17 protein-coding genes and 1 pseudogene are annotated in these 21,283 nt (G+C 59.9%); 8 read left to right on the top strand and 10 right to left on the bottom strand.

Annotated elements, in window-relative coordinates; all coding sequences use genetic code 11:
- Position 1: 1 nt before the first annotated feature.
- Positions 2 to 769, bottom strand: a complete 768-nt coding sequence (locus tag JH25_RS09020; RefSeq protein ID WP_032879335.1) for a hydroxypyruvate isomerase family protein — start codon at positions 767 to 769, stop codon at positions 2 to 4.
- Positions 770 to 958: 189 nt separating this feature from the next.
- Here JH25_RS09020 and JH25_RS09025 point away from each other — a divergent pair, with 189 nt between their 5' ends.
- From JH25_RS09025 to JH25_RS09040, 4 genes are all read left to right on the top strand, one after another.
- Positions 959 to 1,861 (top strand): GntR family transcriptional regulator, encoded by a 903-nt coding sequence (locus JH25_RS09025; protein WP_005791674.1) that lies wholly within the window; start codon positions 959 to 961, stop codon positions 1,859 to 1,861.
- Between the two features lie 219 nt (positions 1,862 to 2,080).
- Entirely contained in the window at positions 2,081 to 4,537 is a 2,457-nt protein-coding gene (locus JH25_RS09030; RefSeq protein WP_032881206.1) for a membrane-bound PQQ-dependent dehydrogenase, glucose/quinate/shikimate family, read from the top strand.
- A gap of 329 nt (positions 4,538 to 4,866) precedes the next feature.
- Positions 4,867 to 5,604, top strand: a complete 738-nt coding sequence (locus tag JH25_RS09035) for a TSUP family transporter (protein ID WP_032879334.1) — start codon at positions 4,867 to 4,869, stop codon at positions 5,602 to 5,604.
- A 31-nt stretch (positions 5,605 to 5,635) separates the two neighbouring features.
- A complete protein-coding gene (locus JH25_RS09040) occupies positions 5,636 to 6,592 on the top strand; it encodes a TauD/TfdA family dioxygenase (protein WP_032879332.1) in 957 nt (318 codons plus the stop codon).
- An 84-nt stretch (positions 6,593 to 6,676) separates the two neighbouring features.
- Here JH25_RS09040 and JH25_RS29405 read toward each other — a convergent pair.
- From JH25_RS29405 to hrpB, 4 genes and pseudogenes are all read right to left on the bottom strand, one after another.
- Positions 6,677 to 6,745 (bottom strand): annotated as a pseudogene (locus JH25_RS29405) (hypothetical protein); the annotation flags it as partial.
- A gap of 262 nt (positions 6,746 to 7,007) precedes the next feature.
- Positions 7,008 to 7,433 carry a hypothetical protein gene (locus JH25_RS09045; RefSeq protein ID WP_032879330.1) on the bottom strand — a complete coding sequence of 142 codons (426 nt, stop codon included), beginning with the start codon at positions 7,431 to 7,433 and terminating at the stop codon, positions 7,008 to 7,010.
- Between the two features lie 13 nt (positions 7,434 to 7,446).
- Positions 7,447 to 8,019, bottom strand: coding sequence for a hypothetical protein (locus JH25_RS09050; RefSeq protein ID WP_005791681.1), 573 nt, complete (start codon positions 8,017 to 8,019; stop codon positions 7,447 to 7,449).
- Between the two features lie 128 nt (positions 8,020 to 8,147).
- Positions 8,148 to 10,658 carry an ATP-dependent helicase HrpB gene (gene hrpB, locus JH25_RS09055; RefSeq protein ID WP_032879328.1) on the bottom strand — a complete coding sequence of 837 codons (2,511 nt, stop codon included), beginning with the start codon at positions 10,656 to 10,658 and terminating at the stop codon, positions 8,148 to 8,150.
- Between the two features lie 590 nt (positions 10,659 to 11,248).
- On the opposite strand from hrpB, the gene JH25_RS09060 reads away from it, so the two are divergent.
- Together JH25_RS09060 and JH25_RS09065 are read left to right on the top strand one after the other, a co-directional pair.
- A complete protein-coding gene (locus JH25_RS09060; protein WP_005791686.1) occupies positions 11,249 to 11,668 on the top strand; it encodes a hypothetical protein in 420 nt (139 codons plus the stop codon).
- Positions 11,669 to 11,677: 9 nt separating this feature from the next.
- Positions 11,678 to 12,571, top strand: coding sequence for a cation diffusion facilitator family transporter (locus tag JH25_RS09065; protein ID WP_032879326.1), 894 nt, complete (start codon positions 11,678 to 11,680; stop codon positions 12,569 to 12,571).
- Here the strand turns inward: JH25_RS09065 and JH25_RS09070 are convergent.
- Positions 12,568 to 13,524, bottom strand: a complete 957-nt coding sequence (locus JH25_RS09070; RefSeq protein ID WP_032879324.1) for a DUF6515 family protein — start codon at positions 13,522 to 13,524, stop codon at positions 12,568 to 12,570. The two genes, JH25_RS09065 and JH25_RS09070, sit on opposite strands and share 4 nt — an antisense overlap.
- 416 nt (positions 13,525 to 13,940) lie before the next feature.
- Between JH25_RS09070 and JH25_RS09075 the strand changes: the two genes are divergently transcribed.
- Positions 13,941 to 14,420: an Lrp/AsnC family transcriptional regulator gene (locus JH25_RS09075; protein ID WP_003194418.1), complete on the top strand. Its 480-nt coding sequence runs from the start codon at positions 13,941 to 13,943 to the stop codon at positions 14,418 to 14,420.
- Between the two features lie 193 nt (positions 14,421 to 14,613).
- Complete coding sequence (locus JH25_RS09080) at positions 14,614 to 14,823, top strand: DUF2788 domain-containing protein (protein ID WP_025999909.1); 210 nt, start codon at positions 14,614 to 14,616, stop codon at positions 14,821 to 14,823.
- Here JH25_RS09080 and JH25_RS09085 read toward each other — a convergent pair.
- From JH25_RS09085 to JH25_RS09100, 4 genes are all read right to left on the bottom strand, one after another.
- Complete coding sequence (locus tag JH25_RS09085) at positions 14,818 to 15,450, bottom strand: pseudouridine synthase (RefSeq protein WP_005791693.1); 633 nt, start codon at positions 15,448 to 15,450, stop codon at positions 14,818 to 14,820. The two genes, JH25_RS09080 and JH25_RS09085, sit on opposite strands and share 6 nt — an antisense overlap.
- Positions 15,451 to 15,521: 71 nt before the next feature.
- Positions 15,522 to 16,994, bottom strand: coding sequence for an AMP nucleosidase (amn, locus tag JH25_RS09090; RefSeq protein ID WP_164699529.1), 1,473 nt, complete (start codon positions 16,992 to 16,994; stop codon positions 15,522 to 15,524).
- 75 nt (positions 16,995 to 17,069) lie between these two features.
- A complete protein-coding gene (locus JH25_RS09095) occupies positions 17,070 to 18,728 on the bottom strand; it encodes an acyl-CoA dehydrogenase family protein (RefSeq protein ID WP_032879322.1) in 1,659 nt (552 codons plus the stop codon).
- A 68-nt stretch (positions 18,729 to 18,796) separates the two neighbouring features.
- Complete coding sequence (locus JH25_RS09100) at positions 18,797 to 21,196, bottom strand: hybrid sensor histidine kinase/response regulator (RefSeq protein WP_032879320.1); 2,400 nt, start codon at positions 21,194 to 21,196, stop codon at positions 18,797 to 18,799.
- Positions 21,197 to 21,283: the final 87 nt, after the last annotated feature.

Here is a 21,283-nt window from a genome sequence, read left to right as displayed (position 1 = left end):
CCTAGGGTTTCAACACCTGGGCCCGCAGCGGCTTAAGCCACTCAAGGCTTTCAACCGTGGTGCCGGATGGGCGGTACTCACAGCCGATCCATCCTCGGTAGCCACGCTGCTCCAGCGCCGCGAACAAGGCGGCAAAGTCCATGGTCCCGGTGCCCGGCTCGTGACGCCCCGGGTTGTCGGCGATTTGTACATGGACGGTCCTGTCGTAAAACTGCGCCAGTACCCCGGCTGCGTCGCCGGTCAAAAGCTGGGCATGGTAAAGATCCAGAATCAGCCCGACACTCGTAAAGGTTTCCAGCACCTGTTGCGCCTTGTTGAAGTCAGACATGTAATAGCCGGGCATCGCCTGCGGGCAGATCACTTCAATAAGCGCGCGCAAACCCTGATCTTCGAGGTACTTGACCGCGTATTCCAGGTTACTTGCGTAGGCAGGCGCGCTCTCATCCTGGGGCGTGGTCACGCCAGACATGATGTGCACATCCGAGCAGTTCAGCGCCTTCGCATAGCGGGCCGCCTCGCGCAGCCCATCGCGAAATTCCTGCTCCTTGCCCTGCAAGGCAGCGATGCCTTTGGTAACACCTGCCGGCGCTGCGAACTGAATCAACGGCAGGTTGTATTGAGCCAGGTGATCGGCGAGCAGGCTGGCGTCAAATTCATAGGGCGATGGGAACTCCACCGCCCTGAAACCGGCAGCGGCGGCGGCTTCGATGCGTTGCAGAAAAGGCAATTCGTTGAACTGGAAACCGAGGTGAGCATTGAATTTGAGCATGGGTAACTATCCATCCTGGGAATAAACAAATCATCAGCCTGGAGCCTCATTCGCGGCTCCAGCGCCGCGCTATTGAAAGTGGTCAGTGCAAATACTCATGCTCTTCGTATGGTATTTTCCCACTCCAGTGCGGTGGGGGCATCTGCCCCGACGGGAACGGACTGAAGCTAACCATTCGGAATAAAACCTGTGATCAAGAAAGACCTCGCCCTGCAGTTGGCCCCACGCGTCATCGACATGGTTCGCGCCCGTTCGATGAAAGCCGGTGAGCCCTTGCGCGAGCAGACATTTGCGCAAGCGCTCGGGGTGTCGCGCTCGCCGATCCGGCGGGTTTTTGCCTTGCTCGCCGAGTGGGACCTTGCCATTCAAGAGCCCAATCGTGGCTATTTCCTCAAACAAGGTGCCGGGCAGATTCAGGAAGCCGCAGTCCCTTGCGCCAGCGATCCATTCGAAGACTTTTACCTGCGTGTGGTCGACGACATTCTGAGCGGAGAAATACCGGCGCACTTTTTCGAAGCGCAGTTGTTGCGACGCTATGAGGTGCCCCGGGGGCAGTTGCTCAAGGTGCTGAACCGGTTGGCCGGCGAAGCCATGGTGGAGCGTAAGCCAGGCCAAGGGTGGGGCCTCAAGGACTTCGTGCATAACACGCAGGCGCATATTCATAGCTACCGTTTCCGGATGGCCATCGAACCGGCGGCGCTGCTTGAGCCCGGTTATCAGGTCAATCACGCCGCGTTTGCCCAGGCCAGGCAACAGCAACAGGCCTTGATCGACGGCGAGATCCAGACCTTGTCCCGCGCGCAACTGTTCCAGCTGGGGGCCCAGTTTCACGAAATGATCGTGCAGTGCTCCGGCAATGTTTTTTTCATCGACGCCATACGCCACCAGAATCAGCTCAGGCGCTTTATGGGCTACAAGGCCAACATTGATCGCACGCGTCTTAAGGCGCAATGCCAGGAACACATCCATTTGCTCGACCTCATCGAGTCTGATCGGCGTGAAGAAGCCGCACAGTTTCTCTGGCGCCACCTGGATCAAGTCGGCCGACTCAAGACTGATCAACGCGCAGTGCCAGAAGAAAGCCAAATCTAGAGCACGTCACTGACTACCCGTCAGTGCCGCAGCTTCGCCATCACCGCGCCCAATAACGGGCCAAGCAGCCTAGCACAATTGTTTCTGATCAAAACAGAATACAAAAAAATCACCAAACAGTTAATTTTTTCACTACATATTGTATTTCGTTACAACAATAGGCAATCATGCGCGCCGCTCGGACTCGGATCCGTAACGAATCGCACAGGGATGGTGGCCATGAACGAAAGGACGTTGGGTAGTGCAGCGGGAGTCTCAAACCTCCTGTTCGGGGTGTACAACACAGTGGTTGCCCTGCTTGGCGTGATGCTGGCCTATAAAGGCGGCGTGCTGATGGCCGCGGGCGGGTCACCCTATTACGCGATGATGGGCACCGCGCTGTTGTTATCGGCCATCCTCTTGGGCCTGAAAAAGTCCTTGGGCCTCTATCTTTATGGCGCAGCCTCTGTGGCCACCTATGCCTGGGCGGTGTGGGAGTCTGGTTACGATGGCTGGGCCTATATTCCACGCCTGGCCTGGCTGGCGGTTCTCAGCGTGCCGTTCCTGGCGTTCTGGCCCGTGGTACGGCGTGATTTTGCCAACGTCAGAAAAAGTCATTACTTCACCATTATGGGTGTGCTGCCGCTGGTGATGGGGGCTACCATCCTGGTGCCGCTGTTCTTCCCCACAAGCGTTCACCTTGCCGACTCGACGCTTGCCACCACACGCCCCGCCGCCGCCTTCAGTCGCAGTTCTGTCGCCTCTCCAGACGGCAATATTGCCGCGTCACACACCGAGACCAACTGGACCGCCTATGCAGGCTCCAACCTGGGCAACCACTATTCAGCCGCGTCGCAAATCACGCCTTCGAATGTGTCGGGCCTGGTCAAAGCCTGGGAATACCACCACGGCGACGTGAAGCAACCCGGTGAGAAAACCAAGTACTTGAACGAAGCCACGCCGATCAAGGTGGGTAACTCGCTCTACACCTGCACCCCCAAGCAAATCATCATTTCCCTGGATGCCACCACTGGAAAGGAGAACTGGCGATTCGACTCCAAAGTCGACCCGGACTACTTCGCCAATGGCGGCGCCTATTGCCGTGGTGTCTCTTATTTCGAAGTCCCCAATGCCAGTGGCTTGTGCGCCTCGCGCATCATTTGGGGCACCAATGATATTCGCCTCGGCGCGGTAGACGCCCTGACCGGCCAGGCGTGCCCCGACTTCGGCAACGCAGGCTTTGCGGATTTGAAAGACGGGCTGGGCACTTTCAGAAAAGGCTCGACGGGTATCACGTCTGCCCCTCTGGTCATTCGCGGGGTGGTGATCACCGGTGGCCGAGTACTCGACTCGGATGTGCGTCCTGCCCCCTCGGGCGTGGTGCGCGCCTACGATGCAGTGACCGGCAAACAGAAGTGGGCCTGGGATTTGGGCCGGCCAGACACCAACGCCCCCGCGGGTAACAACGAGACCTACACCCTCAGCACCCCCAACTCGTGGGCACCGCTGTCGGCCGACGATGAACTGGGCCTGGTGTATGTCACCACCGGCAACGCAGCGGGCGACTTCTATGGCGGCACCCGCACAGCACAAGAAGACAAGTTCAGCTCGTCCCTGGTCGCACTGGACGCCACCACCGGTAAAGTCCGCTGGCACTTCCAGACAGTCCACCATGATCTATGGGACTACGACCTGAGCCCGCAACCCAGCCTGATTGATTTTCCGACGGCTGCCGGGCCACGCCCGGCCGTGATCCAGGCGACCAAATCCGGCCAGTTGTTCGTGCTTGACCGCGCCACCGGCGAACCACTGGTGGATATCGTGCAAGCTCCTGTCCCACAGGGCACCGCCCCGGGAGACTACACCGCAGCCACCCAGCCACTGTCCCCTGATATGCCGAGCACCATGGGGCGTCCATCGAAAACACCGGAAGTACTGACCGAAGCCAATGCCTGGGGCCTGACGCCTTTCGATCAGATGCAATGTCGCCTCGAATTTCGCCAGGCACGCTACGAAGGGATCTTCACCCCGCCGGTCGTGGGCCAGCAAAGCCTGATCTTCCCCGGCCATCATGGCGGCTTGAACTGGGGCGGTGTGATGGTCGACCTCAAGCGAGGGCTGCTGATCATCAACAACCAGCGCCTTCCTTATATGCAGGGGCTGGTGCCTCGCGAACAACTCGACGCCATCAATGCCAAGTCGTTCCAGGAGTCGCCGGGCAATGCCCAGGGCTTCCGAGTCCAGGCCGGCCTGCCTTACGGCGCGATTAAAGATCCGTGGATGTCATCCCTGGACCAGCCTTGCATTGCGCCACCCTGGGGCTTTATCTCCGGTATCGACCTGCGCACTCGCGATGTCGTGTGGAGCCGCCCGTTCGGCACAGGCTATGACAGTGGACCTTGGGGGATCGCCTCCAAGATGCGCTTCGAAATCGGTACGCCGAGTGATGCAACGGGCGTGACAACCGCTGGCGGCGTGACGTTCATCGGCGCCGCTATTGACCGGTTCATGCGGGCTTACAACAGCGAAAGCGGTGAGTTGCTCTGGGAAGAACGCCTCCCGGCAGGCAATCAGGCTTCGCCCTTGACCTACATGAGCCAGGGTCGACAGTACGTGGTGGCGGTGGTTGGCGGTCACGACCGAATCCCAACCAAGTTAGGTGACAGCATCATCGCCTGGGCCCTGCCTGAGCAGTAAATCGAGTGCTGCAAGAGAGGCTCGCCATGAGCGTATCGGTGGGTAAAACATATACAAGTTCTACCCCCTCAGTCATGGCGTAGTTTCTGGCACGTGTCGCATCACTTCAGAGTGATGACAGGCTAATGACTTATCGCAGGAAGTTTATAAGTAGCGGCCATCACTGCTGCCCTTTATTCACGTAGCAATACCCACTTCTACGCCAGATTCAAAGCGCCTGACTCTCTCAGCGCGCTCGCAGGCGATTGCGCCCGGTTTACTCACCTGATGAGAAGCCTGCGCATCGATATATATGCTTTACGTTTTATAAAATTGGATAGGAATTAACAATGCTCGAACTTTCTGATGGTTTGTATCTATTGGTGGGCGTCAGTTTTATTACGTCATTCATGACGGCTGCCATTGGCGTGGGCGGCGGGATTGGACTGCTTGCGGTTATGCCTCAATTCATCCCCATTTCTGCGGTTGTACCGGTTCACGGCTTGATTCAAATGGTCAGCAACGCCAGTCGATTCGCGTTTGACTTTAAAAGTGCGAAAGTGGAAATCCTGCCTAAATACGTTATCGGCTGCCTGGTCGGCGCGTTCATCGGTTACTTCTTCATCGGCAAATTTCCCGAGCAATATTTATCACTGATTCTCGGCTTCTTCATCCTGGCCATCACCTGGACCAAGATCGTCGCACGCCTGGGTTTTATATTTAAAAACTTTGCCCTGGTGGGCTTTTTTCAAACCTTCCTTTCACTGTTCGTGGCCGTAACCGGTTTGATATCGCAGCCCATCCTGATGAAGATGAATATTAATAAAAACGAAGTAATTGTCACCCACGCCATGCAAATGAGCGTACTGCACGGGCTCAAGGTCGCCGCCTTTGTTATTGCAGGTTTTGCGTTCATGGATTACGCCAACCTGATCATCATCATGATTACCGCCTCTACATTGGGTTCGTACCTGGGCGGCTTTCTCAGAGACCGTATATCGCAGCGTGTCGGCGCAATGCTGTTAAAGGCAGGGGTGACGTTTTTTGGTTTGAAGATGATCCTCGATCATTTTTTCAACGGCCTGTAAAAAGTTCTTCCAATAAAACAAGGAGCGTGAAATGAGCATACGTAAGTTTGATTTTTTTGAAACCAAAGAAATCTCAACGTTTCTGAAAGAGCATGGATATTGCGTTATCAAGCCTCAAGACCACTCTCTGGAAGCCTTTAGAGAGACCGCCGGCAAGTTCGGGCTGATTCAGTTTCATACCAAGTCCGATGAACATGGCGTGGTGGGCGGTGGCGAGCCAATCAACAAGGACTGGCAACGTTTCAAGGATGATTATCATGGCGAACTGTCGAGCGATTTTTTCCCGCATACCGATGGGTCGTTCTTGAATGGCATCGCCTACGTAGAGGGCACTGCGAAAAAAATCACGCCACCCAAATTCGTCATTCTCCAGTGCGTTTCAAAGCCTGAATTTGGCGGCGACAACTTCCTGGTGGATGGGCAGAAAATCTACAATGACCTGCTTGCCCATCACGCTGACACATTAAAAATATTGATGACCAGCGGCAGTGTCACTTACTGCCGCGACGATTTGCTGTCCATCGATTGCGCCGTCTTTGAAAAAATCGATGACGAAACGTTAAGAATTCGCTACCGGTATGACAGCACTGCGTTTATTCCCGAATGGGCCAGCGCGGCGTTTAAATACATCCAGACCCACTACTCCACCAACGAGCGTTACATTACCCCCATCAGCCTTGAGCCAGGGGACATTCTGGTGATGGATAACCTGCGGGTCCTGCATGCCCGGCATAAATTCATCGATGGCAACCAGCAGAGAAAAGTAAGAAGGCTGTGGATCGCTGATGACGCGAGCACCACATTCAAGAACATCCTGGATCAATCCCCGGTACGCAGGGCCATGCTGCCCTTTCAGAACTACAATATTGCCCAGTCTGAAACCGCCGGGCATTCGTTCATCGAGTACACCTGCGGCATCCACGCCCAAGCGAGCAAATCGCTGCCAGACGCGCATAAGCAATTTGACAGTGCGCTTGAAGCGCTTTAAGCCCTTCAAGACAACCTCCTTGCTGTGATTCAACGCTTTCAGGTAACCCCCCAGTCATCAAAACGACTGGGGAGTTACTTACATTCAAGGCTTTCTGGGTTTGATCCGGGCCGTAGCTTCGGCCACCAACGGGTCATCCGGCCAGTAATGCTTCGTACCACCTAGCACCTTCGACATTGACAGCGTTGTAGCCCCTGACTTACCGGGCTTATGAGGTTTGCGTGAGAAACACCGTTGACTGTCAATCACGCTATGACGGATTGACATTTGGAAAGGGGATTTTATAGAGGGTTGACACACCACGGCGCATAGCGAAGGGAGCTCAGACGGGAAAACATTGACATTCAAAAGCCAACCACGCCCCTCTGGCCCCAATACACCATGACGGCACAAGGCCCCTGACCGCGAAGACCGCTCACATTCCTGGGGGAATATAACCGGGGACATACCTGACATTGGTGCACTTGCCATGAAGAATTCGTCCATCTTCGATCAGGAACTGCGCAATCTTCTTTTGTTGATTGATCTTCGCCTGCAATTTGCAATCGGAACTGTGCCCGACTTGTTGATAGTGTTCGGTGTACACCATGCCATTACCGGTATGGGTCATTGATGTCCCGGCCGCTTCGGTGGTGGTCCAGCTCGCGGACTTGTACCAGGTCAGCACCGCCAAGGGTTCGCCGTTCGAACCGAGTTCCTTTTTCATCGAATCGGGTTTGCCGAACAAGTCCAGCGCTTCCTGCATATCACGCCCTTCCCAGCGGCTTTGCGCAATAGTGGAACAGCCAGTCAAGAGCAAGACGGGCAACAGAGTAGTTAACAATAAGCGTATGTAAGTCATTGGCTGTCCCGGCTTATTTATTCAGTTCGAGCAGGCTGTCGATGTTGTCCATCATCTGGCTCTTTTCCTGAATCGGTGCGAGTTTGAAGAACATCTGCTGCAGCATCTCGATCATCTGCAGGTATTCCATCTTGCCCACGGCGGCCATGTCGTTTTTAGCTCGACTGCCCGGCGCACAGGCAAACTTCAGCGCTTGCTGTACCCAGAACTCTTTCGGGGTTTGCCATTGATTGGCAACTTTCAGATGGCGCAGGGTGTAAGCCAGACGCTCGACGGATTGGCCATTGATAAAGCGCACTTTGCCCGTAGAGCACTGGGCTTCGAGGTTGTACACGTCGATCATTGGTTTGCCGGGCTCTTCATAAACCAGGGTCACCGCGACCATGGTCGCGCCTTTAGTTTTTTCAGAAGGCACTACCGACGTGGCATCGGCGACGTACATGATGTTTTTTTGGGCCACGCCGTTGCCGTAGATAATCCACCAGTCACCAATCGGATTGGGCTCTTCGGCATTTGCCGAATTGGAGGCAAACAGCAGCGCAGCCGACAAGAAGATCAACTTCTTGAACTTGAAGAGAAATGACATGGGCAGTTCCGTTCCTTGGGTACACGTTGCCAGGCAGCAACTTGTTATTGTTCGGGCCGCCACTTTAGGAGGCGGCTCGGACAGGCACAATTAGGGCGGATGGGCTAATGGCGCGCTGCCATTACTGCTCAGGTGCCTCGAGGTTTTGCCCGTGCTGTGGCTTCGGCCACCAACGGATCATCCGGCCAGTAATGCTTCGGATACCGCCCCTTCAAATCCTTCTTCACCTCGGCGTAGGTACTGCGCCAGAAGTTCGCCAGATCCTGCGTGACCTGCACCGGCCGCCGCGCCGGGGACAGCAGGTGCAACTTCACGGCCAGGCGCCCGCCGGCGATACGCGGGGTGTCTGCCAGCCCGAACAATTCCTGCAAGCGCACCGCCAGAATCGGCGGCTGCTCGCTGTAGTCCAGGCGTACCGATGATCCCGACGGCACTTTCACATGCTGCGGCGCCAACTCTTCCAGGCGTTGGGGCAATGGCCAGGGCAGCAGGTTATGCAGGTAGCTGGAAATATCCAGGTTGGCGAAATGGCTGAGGCGCGAGACCTTGCCCAGGTAAGGCATCAACCAGTGTTCGAGGCTGGCCAGTAGCGCCTTGTCGCTGATGTCGGGCCACTCGCTGGTGTTGCCGGCGTCGAGTTGGCGCAACAGCATCACACGGGCTTGCCACTGACGCAGTTCCGGGGTCCAGGGCAGCAGTTCCAGGCCTTTGCGGCGCACGAGGTTGACCAGCGCCTGGCTGCGGGCGGACTCGTCGAGGCCGGTCAGCGGTTCGCGGCTGAGTACCAGTTCACCGACTTTGCGTTGGCGCTCGGCACGCAAGACGCCTTCGCGTTCGTCCCAGTCGAGTTGGTCGACATTGCGCACTTGCTCGGCCAGCACCGTGTCGAACAACGCCGGATCAAAATCCGCCGCCAGGTAGATGCGTTCTTCGCGCTGGCCCTGGCGACTGCCCAGGTCGGCGATCACCAGCCAGGGTTGTTTCATCAGGCTGTCGGCTTCGGCAAACAGCGCCGCGCGACCATTGGCCAGGCGATATTCAGCGCCACCGGGGCGACGTTGCTGGGCGACGCGGTCCGGGTAGGCCAGTGCCAGCAAGGCGCCGAGCCAGCGCGGGTGGTCGGGATTGTCCACCGGCTGGGTCGCCTTGCCGCGCAGGTAGCCACGGTATTGCCGTGCCAACTGCTTGGCGCGCTGCACGCCACCCTGAGTGCCGCGTGCGCGTTCTTCACCGGCCATCAGCGCCAGGCGGCTGTGCAAGTCGGCACCGCCGCCGCGCAGGATATCGCGCTCGCCCAACAGGGCTGCCACGTCACAGGCCATGGCAGCCAGCCCCAGGTCCTGGCCACGCAATAACAGATGGGCAATACGCGGGTGGGCCGGCAGCTCGGCCATCTTCTGGCCATGGGCGGTGAGGGTTGCTTCGTTCAATGCACCCAGGCGTTGCAACAGCTCCTGAGCCTGGGCATAGGCGGCAGTCGGTGGGATGTCCAGCCAAACCAACTGGCTGGGCGTCACGCCCCAACGCGCCAGTTGCAAGGCCAGCCCGGCCAGGTCGGCGGCGAGAATTTCCGCACTGCCATAGGCGGCCAAACCGTCATGCTGGTCTTCGGACCACAACCGATAACACACCCCCGGTTCCAACCGCCCTGCCCGACCGGCGCGCTGGGTCGCGCTGGCACGGGAGATGCGCTGGGTGTCGAGGCGCGTCATGCCGCTGCCCGGGTCAAAACGTGGCACCCGCGCAAGCCCGGCGTCGATCACCACGCGCACGCCGTTGATGGTCAGGCTGGTCTCGGCGATGTTGGTGGCCAGCACTACTTTGCGCTTGCCGGCCGGCGCCGGGTCGATGGCGGCGCGCTGGGCGTTGAGGTCCAGCTCACCGTGCAGGGGGCATAACAGCACATCAGGGCGATCACCCAAGGCCTCGGCCAGTTGCTGGTTGACCCGGCGAATCTCTGCTTGCCCCGGCAAAAACACGAGCACGCTGCCGGTCTCGTCATGCAGGGCTTCGAGGACGGTTTGCACCACGCGCGGCTCGATAAACTCCCCGGCCTGGTACGGCCGGCCCCAGCGCATCTGCACCGGGAACATGCGCCCTTCACTGCGCAGAATCGGCGCGTCATCCAGCAAGCCCGCCAGGCGCTCGCCTTCGAGAGTGGCGGACATCAGCAGGATCTTCAGCGGCTGGTCGTCGCGAAACAGCTCGCGCCCGTTAAGGCTCAGGGCCAGCGCCAGGTCGGCGTCGAGGCTGCGCTCGTGGAATTCGTCGAAGATCAACAGGCCCACGCCATCCAATGCCGGGTCGTCCTGCAGGCGGCGAGTGAGGATGCCTTCGGTCACCACCTCGATACGCGTGTTGGGGCCGACTTTGCTGTCCAGGCGAATGCGGTAGCCCACGGTCTCACCGACCTTTTCGCCCAGCTCGCTGGCCAGTCTTTCGGCGGCAGCCCGTGCGGCCAGGCGCCGGGGTTCGAGCATCAGGATGGTTTGCCCGGCGAGCCACGGCTCATGCAACAAGGCCAACGGCACGCGGGTGGTTTTACCGGCGCCAGGCGGCGCTTCCAGCACGGCTTCATGGCGATGCGCCAAGGCGTCACGCAGGGCGGGTAAAACATCATCGATCGGCAACGAATTCATACTGGCTCCAAAGCAGAGCGGCGAGTATAACGGCGAACTGCCGAGTGCCGATGCGGGTCTTAAATACACCCACTCTTGGGACTGTAATGCAGCGTGGAGCTCAGCCAACAGTAACCACGATGCGAAGCGAGCCGCTCTTGTTCTTGATCTTAGGCGCCCCGTCAAACCACGCTGGCCGGAATCCGACATGGATTTGGGGGGGTAAACCGGCAGGGATGCCGGTTTAGCCGCCCCGCGCCATGGATGGCGCGTGGCGGCGGCCCCCCAAATCCATGGCGGATTACGGGCACACCGAGCCTGAGCGAGGTGCCGAGTGGTGGGGCAAGAGCGTTTTGCTTGCTTTTGCGCTCTTTTCAAAAGTGAGCCGCTGTAAAAGCGGAACCAATATCAGCCGTTACCGCAGGAATGGATATGTACTCGGTCTGATCCAGCATCCTGGCCGGCCCTGAGGCCGCCATCGGGAGCAAGCCCCCTCCCACAGTTACAGCGCCACACCACAGGAGATGTATTTATGGCTCCCACATTGGATCATCGGCGTTTGGCAGATCTGGCTTATAGTCACCCTTAAATAGTGTTCAGGAGACTTTTTCATGCGTATCGCTTCCCGTGTCATCGGCGGTGTCCTCGCCGTCACCCTGCTGAGCCAACTCACCGCCTGCGGCTCGATTTTCTACCCCGACCGCCGTGGCCAGATCGACGGCAAGATCGACCCGGCCATTGCCGTGCTCGATGCCGTCGGCCTGCTGTTCTACGTGATCCCGGGCCTGATCGCGTTTGGGGTCGACTTCGCCACGGGCGCGATCTACTACGAACCCGGCAAGACCGCCCAGGTCGCGCCCGAGAAATTGCACGAAGCCATCGGCGCCGACGGCAAGGTCGACAATGCCAAGCTGCAAAGCATCATTGAGAAGGAAACCGGCCGCAGCTTGCCGCTGGACGACCCGCGTCTGATCCAGTTCAAGGGCAGCGTGCAACAACTCGCGTCCCTGGGCCTGCAGCCCGCCGCGTAAGGACAGCCCATGACCAGCAGCCCCGAACACGCAAGGCTCTTGCGCCTGGCCACCCGCGCCTCGGTGGGCGTGGCCAGTGTGCTGATTATCACCAAGGCCATCGCCTGGTGGCTCAGCGGCTCGGTGAGTATGCTCGCCGGGCTGACCGACTCGCTGCTCGACGGCGTGACCTCGCTGTTGAATCTGCTGGCCGTGCATTACGCCCTGCGCCCGGCCGATGACGATCACCGTTACGGGCACGGCAAGGCGGAGTCGCTGGCGGGCATGGCGCAAGCCTTGTTTATTGCCGGCAGTGCGGTGCTGATTGCGCTCCAGGCCTTTGAACGGCTCAAGCATCCGGAGCCGGTCGGCGCACCGTGGCTGAGCATTGGCGTGATTATCCTGTCGCTGGCGCTGACCGTGGCCCTGCTGATGCTGCAACACCGCGTGGTGCGCGAGACCGGCTCCAACGCGGTGCGCGCCGACTCGCTGCACTACCGCTCGGACTTGCTGCTCAATGGCAGCATCCTGATTGCGCTGGTGTTGGCCGGTTTTGGCTTTCATCAGGTCGATGCCTGGTTTGGCCTGGGTATCGCCGCCTACATTCTGTGGAGCGCGATCCAGATCGCCCGCGAAAGCTTTGCGGTGTTGATGGACGAAGAGTTACCGCCAGATGTCAGCCAGCACATGCTGGAACTGGCTCGTGGCGTACCCGGCGTGCTGGGGGCCCACGACTTGCGTACGCGGGTTTCCGGCAACCACTGGTTTGTGCAGCTGCACCTGGAGTTGCCGGGGGAATTGACGCTGTCGGTGGCTCACGGCATCAGCGACCAGGCCGCCGACGCCATTCACCGGGAATACCCGAAAGCCGAAGTATTGGTGCACGCCGACCCGCTGGAAGTGGTCACCGGCAACAAAACCTAGTACTGCACCTGATACCCACGACTGCCCAGGCAGTTGCCCTGGGCCTGGCGGTAGGTTTGCACCACCGCCGGGTCCGGGGCGTAGGTGACGGTGCGCGGGTCGAAGCCGCTTTGCTGCACCGCCCAGCGATAACAGTCGTAGCCGTCCTGCTGCACCTGCGCCGGCGATTGGCCGTTGGCAGGGTAGGCCACTACGTCATAGCCGTTGCCTTGCGGCGCCGGCTGGGGTGATGGCACTTGCGCAGGAGGCTGCACCACCACGTATTGCTGGGTGCTTTGCTCATAGGCGTAGTACGCGCCAGCGGCAAGGAACAACAGCGAGCCCCCTACCCATACTTCACGCGCATAGTCCGGCAGGTAATGCACACGGATGCCATAGGGTGGCGTCACCACCACGTAGCGTGGGCCTTGGGGGCGATACCAGTAGCCGCCGGAGAAAAAGTAGTCCTGGCCACGGTAAGGCACGCGGTAATTGCGGTCGGGGAAACGGTCGATGACATAACCAGGGCGATGTTGCGGGCCCGGGCCCCAGCCGTTGCCATGCCCGTCGGGGCGGCCTGGCCAGCGGTTATCACCGGGGCGATCGTTACCCGGACGCGAACCGGGGCCGCCAGCCTCCCAATGCCGATTGTCATCGGGGCGCCTGGGGATATCACGGTAATAACCCTGGCGCGGTTCCTGAGTCTGGCGCACCGTATCGGGCCGGCCCTGGATCGGCAGGTTATTGGAAGGTTGCGGTGCAGGTCGCCCTGGCTCATGACCTTGCGGGCGACCTTGCCATTGGCCACCCTCGTGCTGGCCGCCGCGATCATCCTGCGGGTTTTGTGGACGTGGCTGATTGTGCTCAGGCCGTTGACCCGGGCCCGGTGAGTTATCGCGCTCGTCGGCCATTACCTGCGTGCCGACGCTTGCCACCAGCAAACCAACACCTGCCATACGCCAGATGCGCTTCATGCTTTTCCTCACTGCGGATTAGGGCCTACACATGAGACTGGAAAAGCCTCACCCGGTTCTCACGCAGGTTATCAGTCGTGGGCACTATTTTCTCAAGGCAAAAGAAAAGGGGTGACCCGTCGGCCACCCCTTGAGAATTTCGTCCGTGCTCAACGCTTTTGACGTTGGCTCACCTCACGCCGTCTTGTGGACAGTGTGCAGCCTGGAGGCCGGCTCAACCCTGCTGGGGCGGCGGCCGCAGCGGGCCTGATTGGGCGCGCTGCTGTGGACTGTTATCCAGGCGGTGATTCTGTTGGTAATCATAGGCGTGCCGGGCGGACAGATGATTGCGAAGATTGCGTCAATAAACAGTGCTTGCGCAATTTTTAACCCTTCATGGATAATTCACCGCAATAGTTACGACAAAGGCCAACCCAATGAGCAAGCTTGACCGATACGACCTGAGTATTTTGGCGGAATTGCAGCGCGACGCGAGGATCTCCAACCAGGAGCTGGCCGAACGCATCGGCCTGTCGCCTTCGCCCTGCTCGCGCCGGGTCAAGCAATTGGAAGACGACGGCTATATCGCCCGCCAGGTCGCCCTGCTGGATCGCAAGATGCTCGGCCTTAGCCTTACAGCCTACGTATTGATCGGCATGGACCGGCACACGCCGGAGCGTTTCGAGAATTTTGAAGCCGCCATTCGCACCTTGCCGCAAGTGCTGGAATGCAGTTTGGTGACCGGGATGGATGCGGACTACCAGTTGAAGGTGGTGGTGCCGGATATGGACCATTACCAGAAACTGCTGCTGGGCCATCTGACCCGCATCGAAGGGGTGACCAGCGTGCGTTCCAGCTTTGTGCTCAACCAGGTACTCAACAGCACCGAACTGCCGCTGACCCACCTGCGCACCTGAGAACACAGAGATTCAAATGTGGGAGGGGGCTTGCTCCCGATAGCGGTAGGTCAGTTGATAAATAACTGACACTCAGTCATCGGGAGCAAGCCCCCTCCCACATTTGGATTGTGCTTCGACTCAGGTCAATGTTGCGTCTGTAACGCTGCCGTATACTGCTCGCTTGTCTTGCTGGAAGAGCCCCATGAACAACATCGACCCCGCCCTGTTTGAAGAATGGATGATGACCGGCCTGGTCACTATCCTCATCATTTTCATGGGCTTTATCGTCTGGGACCTGGCGAAGAAATCCAAGGCCGGGCGCTTTGGCTCATTCATTCTGTTTTTCGTGCTGGGCCTGGGCGTGGCCGCGTTCATCATCAAGAGCGTGGTGATCGGCTTGATCGAGTCCGGCGCTTTATAGGCGCGCCGGTACTGCTTTCCATTGGCCTTGATCCAGGCCGTCGATAGACCAGTCACCAATGCGCACGCGCACCAGGCGCAGCGTCGGCAGGCCCACGGCGGCAGTCATGCGCCGAACCTGACGGTTGCGTCCTTCCCGAATCACCAATTCCAGCCAATGGGTGGGCACGCTTTTACGAAAACGTACCGGCGGGTTGCGCGGCCATAATGCCGGCTCATCCAACTGACGGGCCTCGGCAGGCAAGGTCATGCCGTCGTTCAGCTCGACGCCATCGCGCAGGCGTTGCAGTTGTTCTTCGGTCGGCTCGCCTTCCACCTGCACCCAGTAGGTTTTCGCCAGCTTGTGCTTGGGGTCGGCGATGCGCGCCTGAAGCTGGCCATCGTTGGTCAACAGCAGCAAGCCTTCGCTGTCACGGTCCAGGCGCCCGGCCGGGTAAATACCGGGAATGTCGATGAAATCCTTGAGGGTCGCGCGACCGCCTTCGTCGCTGAACTGGGTCAACACGTCGAACGGCTTATTGAACAGGATCAGCTTCGGCTCGGCCGGTGGCGCCTTGGCGACACGCCGAACAGGCTGCGAAGGTTTCACGCCTGGGCGGCGCGAATCGGGACGGGTAGGACGGGACATGGCAAAGGAACATCTAACGGTCAGGACCGACAATGCTAGTGGCCTGACCGCCAAATGACCATCCCAACCGCTTAGCGGAACGGCGGCTCGTCGAAGCTGCGCAGTTTGCGCGAGTGCAACGAGTTGAGTTCGGTGCGCAACAGGTCGACCGCCTCGATGCCGATCTTCAAGTGCTGGCTGACCGCACGCTCGTAGAACGCGTTGGCCGAACCCGGCAGCTTGATCTCGCTGTGCAAGGGTTTGTCGGATACGCATAACAAGGTGCCGTAAGGCACGCGCAAACGGTAACCCTGGGCGGCGATGGTGCCGCTTTCCATGTCCACGGCCACGGCGCGGGACAGGTTGATCAGCGGCCGTTCCTGGGCCCAGCGCAATTCCCAGTTACGGTCGTCATAGGTCAGCACGGTACCGGTGCGCAGGCGTTTTTTCAGCTCTTCGCCTTTTTCGCCAGTGACGTGGGCCGCCGCTTGCTGGAGCGCCAACTGCACCTCGGCCAGCGCCGGGATCGGGATGTTCGGCGGTACCACGCGGTCAAGAATCCCGTCACGGCGCATATAGGCGTGGGCCAGTACGTAGTCGCCGATGGTCTGGGATTGGCGCAGGCCGCCGCAGTGGCCGATCATCAGCCAGCAATGCGGGCGCAACACGGCCAGGTGGTCGGTGATGTTCTTGGCGTTGGACGGGCCCACGCCGATGTTCACCAGGGTCACGCCGTGGCCGTCACTGGCTTGCAGGTGATACGCCGGCATCTGGTAGCGATGCCAGACCACGCCGGCGGCAATCGCCGAGGCTTCGCCGTGGTCCATGCTCTTGTCGATGACCACGTTGCCCGGCAGCACCATGCGGATAAAACGCGGGTCGCTGCGCAGTTGTTCCAGGCCGTGCAGGATGAACTGGTCAACGTAGCGGTGGTAGTTGGTCAGCAGGATCCACGGCTGTACATGGCGCCAATCGCTGCCGGTGTAATGCACCAGGCGGCGCAGGGAAAAGTCCACGCGCGCCGCGTCGAACAATGCCAGGGGCAGCGGGTCGGTGTTTTCCCAGTCGTAAAGGCCATCGGCAATGCCGTCGGTGGCGGCGGACAGGTCGGTACTGGGGAATACGCGGGCCAGGGTCGCGGCGGTCACGCCGGAGCCGGCCAGTTCGTCGCCCTGCTCCACCACATACGGGTACGGAATGTTCTGCTGGCTGACGCCCACTTCCACCGTGACGGTGAAGTCGTGCATCAGCGGCACCAGTTGCTCCAGCAGATACTTACGAAACGCGGCGGGGTGGGTCACGGTGACGCTGTAGGTACCCGGCAGTTGCACCTTGGCATATGCACGGGTGGTCTGTGGGACTTCGCCATGGCAGTGGTAGGTCAGGCGCAGTTCCGGGTAGCGAAACAGTGCACGTTGTGCGGCGTCGGGCTCGACGCGGTCCTTGAGGTATTGCTTGAGGGCTTGATTGAGCGCGCCGGTGGCTTGCTCATGCAGAGCCGCCAGCCGGTCCACGGCTTCTTCGGCGGTTTTAACGACAACAAAAGCTTCGGTCACGGTAAGCATCCTGTGTTCTGGACTTGCAGGCCTTTATCTTGCCTGTATCCCGGCCTCACCGAAACAGCCGGATTGGAATGCACCTTAAAATATGGGAGATGGCGGGGTTGAGCGCGCGACTATGGCTTCTACATCCACCCCACGCGGCAAGGTGCCATATACCCGCCCCGACGATTCGCCCAACCGGCTGGCGATAAACCCGTCGCTGACCGCCGCATTTCCTGCCTCCAGCAATAACTTGGCCTGCAACGCCACGGCAATATCCTCAGTCAACTGCCGCGCACGGTACTGAATGTCCTGGGTGTCCATAAACGCCAACTTCAACTGCTCGATATGCCGCGCCAGTTGCTTGTCACCATGACCGTCTCCCAACTCCACAAACAGCACCTCCAGCACGCCCGGCTCTTTGGACAACGCGCGGAGTACGTCCAGGCATTGCACATTGCCGGAACCTTCCCATGTCGAGTTCACCGGCGCCTCACGGTAAAGACGCGGCAGGATGCTGTCTTCCACATACCCGGCGCCGCCCATGCATTCGGCGGCTTCGTTGATCATCGCGGGCGCTCGCTTGCAGATCCAATACTTGCCCACCGCCGTGACCAGCCGAGCGAACTTGGCTTCCTGTTCATCTTCAAGATGATCCAGGGCGCGCCCCATGCGCAGGCTCAAGGCCAGGGCCGCTTCGCTCTCCAATGCCAGGTCGGACAGGACGTTCTGCATCAGCGGCTGCTGGTTGAGCACGCGGCCACCGACCAGGCGGTGGGCGCAGTGATGGCTGGCCTGGGTCAACGCCTGGCGCATCAAGGCGCTGGAGCCGACCATGCAATCGAAGCGGGTCATGGCGACCATTTCGATGATGGTCGGCACACCCCGGCCCTCTTCACCGACCATCCAGGCCAGGGCGCCGCGAAACTCTACTTCGCTGGACGCGTTGGAGCAGTTGCCGAGTTTGTTCTTCAAGCGCTGGATATAGAACTCGTTGCGCGTGTCATCCGGGCGGTGCCGGGGCAGCAGGAAACAGGTCAGGCCCTTGTCGGTCTGGGCCAGGGTCAGGAAGCCGTCGCACATCGGTGCCGAGCAGAACCACTTGTGGCCCACCAGCTCATAGGCCTGGCCGGACCCACCCGCGCCCACCGGATAAGCGCGTGTGGTGTTGGCCCGCACGTCGGTGCCGCCCTGCTTCTCGGTCATGGCCATGCCGATGGTGGCGCCGGCTTTGTGGGCAATGCCGACGTTGCGTGGGTCATATTGGGTCGAAAGGATTTTCGGCAACCAGCGATCTGCCAGGTCCGGTTGCAGGCGCAAGGCCGGAACGCAGGCGAAGGTCATGGTCAGCGGGCAACCGGTGCCGGCCTCGGCCTGGCTGTGCAGGTAGGTCATTGCCGCACGGGCCACATGGGCGCCGGGCTGCGGGTGAGCCCAGGGCAGCGACGGCAGGCCATGCTCAACAGCAGTGCGCATCAGTTCGTGATAAGCCGGATGAAACTCCACCAGGTCAATGCGATGACCATAACGGTCATGGCTGCTGAACACCGGTTTGTTCTGGTTGGCCAGGAACCCGGCTGCCATCAACGGCCCTCCGGCCAGCGCGCCGTAGGCATCGATACGCGATTCGGCCCAGCCGGCGCCAAAGCGACGCGACCATTGCTGCAGGGGCAAGTCGATGCGATACAGGTTGGTGCCGTCCAGGGACGGTGGCTGATTGGTGACGTCGTGGGTTTCGGCAAACTGATGCAGGTTCATGACGGGCCTCCTGGAAAAAGGCCACGTGAAAGAGGGGCCTTGAATTCAGTTAAGCACCGACCTCACGCTTAAAACAGTGGCATACCCGCCGAATGCCCGGCGCTTTCGCCCTCACCCAAGCGCAACACGCGGCGCTCCAGCACCCCTTGCAAGGCTTCGAACCGCACCGGTTTAGCCAGGCGATCAGTCATGCCGATGCCATGGCAGCGTTCACGCACTGGTCCATCACTTGAGCTACTCAAGGCGATCACCGGCAACTCACCACAGTCGGGCAGTGCACGAATCTGACAGCACAATGAGAAGCCGCCCTCCGGCACGTCGAGCAGCACCGCATCGAAGCGATTGCCTTGTAATGCCGCGAGTGCCGCCGGGCCGTTATCTATGGTTTTCACCCGGTAGCCGAGTTTGAGCAACATGCCACGCACCGCCAACTGGCCGACGCTGTTGTCGTCCACCAGCAACACGGTGCAATCCTGGGGCGCACGCTGCCTGGGCTGCGCTTGCCCGCTCGGCTTGGGTTGCGCAGGCACCACGCTGACGTCCACCTCCAACTGAAAACGGCTGCCCTTGCGCGGCTCCGAATGATGGGTCAGGCGCCCACCCAACAGCTCGATCAACTGCCGGCAAATCGCCAAACCAATGCCCAGGCCGCCGTATTCGCGAGTCATCGAGCCATCAAGCTGGAAGAAGCGCTGGTACAGCGTGGCCTCATCGAGAAAGGCGAAGCCGATACCGGTGTCGGTGACAATAAAGCTCAGGTGCAATGCACCCTCCCCTTCGGGCACCCCGACCACGCGCAAGCGCACAGCGCCGAGTTGGGTAAATTTGAATGCATTGTCCAGCAGGCAATCCAGGCATTGGAGCAGTTTGTCGGCATCGCCGATCACCCGGTCCGGCAACTCATCGGCAACATCAATGGAAAACGCCAGGCCCTTGCTCTGCGCGCTGGGGGTGAACTGCTGGCGCAAGGTGTCGAGCACACCGCGCAGGCTGAACGCTTGCGGCTGGGCCACCATCCGACCGGCCTGCAACTCGGTCAGCGTGAGGATACCGTTGACCATGCGCATCATGTCCCGCGCCGAGCCCGCGGCGGTTTGCTGGTACTGCGCCAGGTCCTCGCCCAACGGCACGGTCTGCATCAATTCCAGGGAACCAATCACCCCATTCATCGGCGTGCGCAGTTCGTGGGTCAGGGTGGCGAGGAACTCGTCTTTGAGGCGATTACTGCGGGCCAGTTGCTGGTTGAGCGCTTCGAGCTTCTGGCTGGCGTCGAGGAGGATTTGCGCCTGCTGTTCGCGCATACCGTTGATGCGGTCGGCCAGGGCCAGGGACAGCAGCGCCACTTCAATGGCCGAGCCGAGCTGGCTGGCGTACATGGTCAGGAACACGTTGGGCAGGTAGCCCAGCACCATCAGCGTATTGACCACTCCGCCCAGCAGGAACGCCGACCAGGCGATGATGAAGTAGCGCGCCATGCGCTGCCCGCAGTACCAGGCCTTGATCGCGGCGACAAAGATGGTCACGGTGAACACCAGCGCCAGGCCGGTGGCCAGGCGCAGGGCCACGGCGTAGCTGGTCAACAGCGCCAGCGCCATCACCACGCCGCCGCAGGCTGCCAGCGCCAGCAGGATCCGGTCGATCCAGCGGCTGTGCTGCACGGTGTGCAGGAAGCTGCGAGCGAACAGGCTGCCGAACAATGCCGCCGATCCGATCAGGAACGGCACCGCCGCATTCGCCCACCACGGGTTGTTCGGCCAGAAGTACTGCACCGCGACGCCATTGACCGACAGCTGGTACAAGCCGAACGATGCAATATAGAGGATGTAATAGAGGTAGCTGGTGTCGCGCACGCTGAGGTAAATGAACAGGTTGTAGATCAGCATGCCCAGCAGCACACCATAAATAGCCCCGAGTACATACAAGCGCAGCGGTTGTTCTTCCAGGTACGCCGTGCCCGCCCACAGGGTCAGCGGCGCCTGGATCGAGCCCTGGCTTTGCAAGCGCAGGTACAGGGTCTGCTGCTGATCGGGCGCAAAATTGAGCTTGAACAGGTAATTGCTCTGGCTCACCTCACGGCTGGAAAACGGTAATGCACTGCCGGTGCGGGCGGTCAGGCGGTAGTGACCGGTGCCGTCGCTCTGATACAGGTCCAGGCGATTGAGCGGCGGATAAGCCAACTCCAGAAACCAGGTGCGCGGTGCACGAGGATCTGTTGCGCTGTAATGCAGGTTGACCTTGAGCCAGAACACCGAGCGCGAATAGCCGGCGTTGAGGGTGGCTTTGTCATGGGTCTTGAACTGGGCGGCGTAGGTGGGGGAACTGACATCGGCAATGGTGAGGGCATCGGTTGGATCTTCGAGCACTTGCATGACCTGGCCCAGCGGCAGGCTTCGCGTGTCCTGGTTGAACTCGACGGCGCCGGCGAGCAAGGGTAGCCCGCACAATATAAAGATCAGCAAATAGCGCATAGAGCCCCAGCGTGGCCTGTCCGGTTATGTCAAAAGCCCCCCATCCTTTTGAGAAGACGTACACCGGCGATACAGTAAGTTGTTTGA

The organism is Pseudomonas sp. BRG-100 (assembly GCF_000737955.1).
In the GTDB taxonomy this organism is placed as follows: Bacteria; Pseudomonadota; Gammaproteobacteria; order Pseudomonadales; family Pseudomonadaceae; genus Aquipseudomonas; species Aquipseudomonas synxantha_A.
This window is presented reverse-complemented; position numbering and strand designations above follow the sequence as displayed.

Excerpts from the sequence above, each read along its gene's own strand:
- JH25_RS09020 (WP_032879335.1), bottom strand. The coding sequence starts at position 769 with ATGCTCAAATTCAATGCTCACCTCGGTTTCCAGTTCAACGAATTGCCT.
- JH25_RS09030 (WP_032881206.1), top strand. The coding sequence starts at position 2,081 with ATGAACGAAAGGACGTTGGGTAGTGCAGCGGGAGTCTCAAACCTCCTG.
- JH25_RS09035 (WP_032879334.1), top strand. The coding sequence starts at position 4,867 with ATGCTCGAACTTTCTGATGGTTTGTATCTATTGGTGGGCGTCAGTTTT.
- JH25_RS09040 (WP_032879332.1), top strand. The coding sequence starts at position 5,636 with ATGAGCATACGTAAGTTTGATTTTTTTGAAACCAAAGAAATCTCAACG.
- JH25_RS09045 (WP_032879330.1), bottom strand. The coding sequence starts at position 7,433 with ATGACTTACATACGCTTATTGTTAACTACTCTGTTGCCCGTCTTGCTC.
- JH25_RS09050 (WP_005791681.1), bottom strand. The coding sequence starts at position 8,019 with ATGTCATTTCTCTTCAAGTTCAAGAAGTTGATCTTCTTGTCGGCTGCG.
- hrpB (WP_032879328.1), bottom strand. The coding sequence starts at position 10,658 with ATGAATTCGTTGCCGATCGATGATGTTTTACCCGCCCTGCGTGACGCC.
- JH25_RS09060 (WP_005791686.1), top strand. The coding sequence starts at position 11,249 with ATGCGTATCGCTTCCCGTGTCATCGGCGGTGTCCTCGCCGTCACCCTG.
- JH25_RS09065 (WP_032879326.1), top strand. The coding sequence starts at position 11,678 with ATGACCAGCAGCCCCGAACACGCAAGGCTCTTGCGCCTGGCCACCCGC.
- JH25_RS09070 (WP_032879324.1), bottom strand. The coding sequence starts at position 13,524 with ATGAAGCGCATCTGGCGTATGGCAGGTGTTGGTTTGCTGGTGGCAAGC.
- JH25_RS09075 (WP_003194418.1), top strand. The coding sequence starts at position 13,941 with ATGAGCAAGCTTGACCGATACGACCTGAGTATTTTGGCGGAATTGCAG.
- JH25_RS09085 (WP_005791693.1), bottom strand. The coding sequence starts at position 15,450 with ATGTCCCGTCCTACCCGTCCCGATTCGCGCCGCCCAGGCGTGAAACCT.
- amn (WP_164699529.1), bottom strand. The coding sequence starts at position 16,994 with ATGCTTACCGTGACCGAAGCTTTTGTTGTCGTTAAAACCGCCGAAGAA.
- JH25_RS09095 (WP_032879322.1), bottom strand. The coding sequence starts at position 18,728 with ATGAACCTGCATCAGTTTGCCGAAACCCACGACGTCACCAATCAGCCA.
- JH25_RS09100 (WP_032879320.1), bottom strand. The coding sequence starts at position 21,196 with ATGCGCTATTTGCTGATCTTTATATTGTGCGGGCTACCCTTGCTCGCC.